6 protein-coding genes are annotated in these 4,192 nt (G+C 41.6%); 5 read left to right on the top strand and 1 reads right to left on the bottom strand.

Translation table 11 applies throughout. The features are described from left to right. Positions 1–103 precede the first annotated feature (103 nt). From PL8927_RS07365 to PL8927_RS07345, 5 genes are all read left to right on the top strand, one after another. Positions 104–1,105, top strand: a complete 1,002-nt coding sequence (locus PL8927_RS07365; RefSeq protein ID WP_083619135.1) for a DNA-directed RNA polymerase subunit alpha — start codon at positions 104–106, stop codon at positions 1,103–1,105. 172 nt (positions 1,106–1,277) lie between these two features. Continuing rightward, positions 1,278–1,595, top strand: a complete 318-nt coding sequence (locus tag PL8927_RS07360) for a DUF433 domain-containing protein (RefSeq protein WP_083619119.1) — start codon at positions 1,278–1,280, stop codon at positions 1,593–1,595. Next, entirely contained in the window at positions 1,592–1,939 is a 348-nt protein-coding gene (locus PL8927_RS07355) for a DUF5615 family PIN-like protein (protein ID WP_083619117.1), read from the top strand. Before PL8927_RS07360 ends, PL8927_RS07355 begins: the two co-directional genes overlap by 4 nt. Before the next feature lie 270 nt (positions 1,940–2,209). Further along, positions 2,210–2,446 (top strand): hypothetical protein, encoded by a 237-nt coding sequence (locus PL8927_RS07350; protein WP_083619113.1) that lies wholly within the window; start codon positions 2,210–2,212, stop codon positions 2,444–2,446. Between the two features lie 26 nt (positions 2,447–2,472). Then, positions 2,473–2,898: an HNH endonuclease gene (locus PL8927_RS07345; protein WP_231505947.1), complete on the top strand. Its 426-nt coding sequence runs from the start codon at positions 2,473–2,475 to the stop codon at positions 2,896–2,898. 298 nt (positions 2,899–3,196) lie between these two features. Here the strand turns inward: PL8927_RS07345 and PL8927_RS07340 are convergent. Next, the coding region (locus PL8927_RS07340; RefSeq protein WP_197047346.1) for a WD40 repeat domain-containing protein at positions 3,197–4,192 on the bottom strand (996 nt) is incomplete at its 5' end.

Here is a 4,192-nt window from a genome sequence, read left to right as displayed (position 1 = left end):
ACCAACTCCGACCCCAACTCCGAATCCCAGTCCAACACCAACTCCGACCCCAACTCCGACTCCGACTCCCAGTCCAACACCGAGTCCAACTCCAAGTCCATCGGTGGCAGGATTTAAGATTGAGTGTATTGAATCGAACACTGATGCACACCGGACTCAGTACGGAAAATTCGTCTTAGGGTTTTTAGAACGGGGTCAAGGGACGACAGTTGGTAATGCTCTAAGACGGGTTTTACTCTCGAACTTAGAAGGAACGGCGATTACATCAGCACGGTTTGCCAATGTTAATCATGAGTTTGCAACGATTCAAGGGGTTCGGGAAGATGTTTTAGAAATTCTCCTAAACTTGAAAGAAGTTGTACTCAAAAGCTATACCTACCAAAAACAAATCGGTCGCTTAGAAGTTCAAGGCCCAGCGACGGTGACGGCGGGTCATTTTGAGTTACCTTCAGAGGTTGAGGTCGTAGACAGAAACCAATATATCGCTACCCTGGCTCCTGGGGCAACCTTGGAAATGGAATTCCAAATTGAGAAGGGATGTGGATATCGCGCCGTTGAACACAGTTATGATGCAACGGCTGTAGATTTTCTGCAAATTGATGCCGTGTTTATGCCAGTGCGAAAAGTCAATTATATCGTTGAGGAAGCGCGGGTCGGTGGGAATGAAGAAAAAGACAGACTGATTCTGGAAATTTGGACAAATGGGAGTTTGTCACCCCAAGAAGCCTTGAGCGAAGCCGCAACGATTTTAGTAGATTTGTTTACACCGTTAGAAGATATCACCCTGGAATCGATTAAAAGCGATCAGAATGATGATATCGATCCAACCAGTCAAATCCCCATTGAAGAATTACAGTTATCAGTTCGGGCTTACAACTGTCTTAAACGCGCTCAAATCAACTTAGTAGGAGACTTACTAGATTATACTCAAGAAGACTTCTTAGAAATTCAAAACTTTGGTCAGAAGTCTGCGGAAGAAGTGATCGAGGTGTTACAAAAACGCTTAGGGATTACATTGCCTAAAGAACGAGCCTCTAAGCCAAAAGATATCGCCTTGGAATCGATTAAAAGCGATCAAAATGATGATATCGATCCAACCAGTTAAATCCCCATTGAAAAATTACAGTTATCAGTTCGGGCTTACAACTAATTTTTTTTAAATTATTGTACTTGCGATCGCTCATTCTTATATTAATATCAATTATTGAGCGCGATCGCACTTCAGAATAAATTGCCAAAAATATACTATAATTAAATTCACTAACGAGGAAAACTCTATGAACTTGACTACGACACAACACAAGTATATAGAACTAAATGAAAACAACGTTCCCTACATTGCCGGAACAACCATGAAAGTAATTGAATTAGTTTCCGGTCATCTGGCTTTTGGCTGGAGTCCCGAAGAAATTAAATTTCAACATCCCTATTTAAGCATGAGTCAAATTTATTCTACCTTAGCTTACTATTGGGATAATAAAGAAGAACTAGATGCCAATATACAGCGACGATTTGAGAATGTTGAAACGTTACGTCAACAAGCAGGTGAATCTGCTTTAGTTAAAAAACTTCGCACCCAGGGACTCATTAAATGACCCTAGCCCTTTACATGGATGAACACATTCGGCGAGCAATTACAAATGGTTTAAAATTGCGCGGTATAGACGTTCTCACAGTACAAGAAGATGAACGAACTGGCACGCCTGATCCAATTTTACTTGATCGAGCCACGGAACTTGATCGTGTTATCTTTACCCAAGATGATGATTTTTTAGTAATAGCTAACCGTCGCCAGCAAGAGGGGATAAAGTTTAGTGGGGTTATTTACGCACATCAACAGTCTGTCACCGTTGGAGAATGTGTGCGGGACTTAGAAATAATTGCCAAAGCAAGTGAACCAGAAGATTTAGTGAACCAAGTTCAATACTTACCTTTTTAACAATAAAATTATTGTTTTAATATTATTGTATTTGCGATCGCCCATTCTTGTATTAATATCAATTTTAGTAAGATGGTGCGTGTTAATTTAATTGGGGTAGCGATCGCTAATTTTTAAAACAGTGTAATTACTTGAAAATTTATCAAATTTATGATATAGTTTAAAACTCTTATCTATAAGTTGATTAATTTCCGATGAAATATTAGAAAATCGGGGATTATCAGAATTTGCTAGAGTTAAGCTAGTGCTTTCTACTGGAGCAGCAAAATTATGATTCAAGTAATGATTAGCCCACAGTCCTTACTGGAAACAGGCATTAAAGTTGAGAAGGTTGATAGCCTTCGACTCTTCAAATTTACCGACGATTTACAATCTAACCTCGAAGATTTGCTAGAAAAAAACAAGACAGGTTCGCTAACCTTAGAAGAAGAGGCAGAACTCAATGCCATTGGGGAACTTGACCGCATCTTTACCTACCTCAATTCTCTCTTAGTTGCCGAGCAATGACTATTAATGAATTGACAAGGCAACTCGTGCGGAAACGCGCAGGCTACCTATGCGAATATTGCCACTCTCCTGAGAAAATTAGCACCTCTCGTTTCACCATCGATCACATCCAACCGCGCTCTCTAGGTGGCTCTGACAATTCTGATAACCTGGCTTTAGCTTGTAGCCGATGTAACCAGCGTCGTTATAACTTCATTGTGGGTCGGGATGTGGAAACCTCAGCAATTCTGCCTTTGTTTAATCCCCGTCAACAGCAGTGGTCTGACCACTTTATCTGGAATGCAGAGGGTACGGAGATTGTCGGCACAACTCCTATCGGTCGAGCCACTTGTGAGCGTCTTGACCTCAACGACGAACGCTATAGAGGAGAACGTTCTATTCAAGAAGCCCGGACGCTATGGGTTCAGGCTGGCTGGCATCCTCCCTCAGAAGATCCCCGGCAGCTTGAGTAAGCAGATTTGTCCGGCTGCTCTACTTAATTGTTTTAATATTATTGTATTTGCGATCGCTCATTCTTGTATTAATATCAATTTTAGTAAGATGGTGCGTGCGCTGCGCTTACACACCCTACTTTGATGGGTGGCGATCGCTAATCTTTAAAAAAGTGTAATTACTTGAAAATAGATCAAGTTTATGATATAAATAAATTTCCGGCTAAAAGCGAAAACCCGTTTTAACGGGTTAAGAAAAACAAGTATTTAGTTATCTTTAGATAACTTTAGCTTTCAGCCCGAACTTTAGTTCAGGGCGTTATTGTTTCCACAATTTCACCGTCCGGTCATAACTTCCCGTTGCTAACCATTGACCATCGCCACTAAACGCCACCGTAAAAACATCACTTTCATGGGCTTTAATGGTTTCTAATAATATCCCTTTTTGTACATCCCAAATATCAATTATTCCCTGTCCTCCTCCACTCACTAAAAACTGATGATCTGGACTAAAAATAATATTAAATATCTCTTGATCATCGGCTCTTAATGTTCTTGATAATACCCATTGTTCCTGTTGTTTTTGCCAGATTTTAATCATCCCATTTTTAGACGCTGAAGCCAATAATTGACCCTTTAAACTAAACGCCACACTTCGCACCCAGTCCCCATGACCCGTTAAACTTTGGACTTCTTTTGCTGTGTTCAAATCCCAAATTTTTACCGTTTGATCTCGACTCCCACTCGCCAATTGTTGACTATCCAAACTAAACGCCACACTATAAACTCGGTCTTGATGACCTGTTAAGCTAAACCCCCGTTTTCCCTTATTCATATTCCAAATTTCAATACTTTTATCTCGACTTCCACTCGCTAATAATTGACCATTGGGACTAAACGCCACCGCTTCCACCCCATCTTGATGACCCGTGAGGGTATACCACCTTTTACCTTTCGTCATATCCCAAATTTCAATGGTTTGATCTCGACTCCCACTCGCCAAAGTCTTACTATCAGGACTAAAAGCAATGGTCGTGATCCAATTACTATGACCAACCAAGGTATACCACCGTTTCCCAGAGTCCAGCCGCCAAATTTCAATCGTCTGATCCTGACTCCCACTGGCTAACGTCTGACCATCGGGACTGAAAGCCACTCCGGTGATGGCGTTGCGATGACCACTGAGGGTATAAATACAACGCCAGGAGGGCGATCGCAACGGTTGAATACGCTGTTGTTGTGGGGGAGTCGGTTGTTGGATGGTGCGGGGGGGTAAGGTCTGGGAGGGGGATGGAATCGGAGTTCTAACGGTTTG

Source organism: Planktothrix serta PCC 8927, from assembly GCF_900010725.2.
Lineage (GTDB): Bacteria > Cyanobacteriota > Cyanobacteriia > Cyanobacteriales > Microcoleaceae > Planktothrix > Planktothrix serta.
Note: the sequence above shows the minus strand (reverse complement) of the source record. Positions and strands in the feature narration are given on the sequence as shown.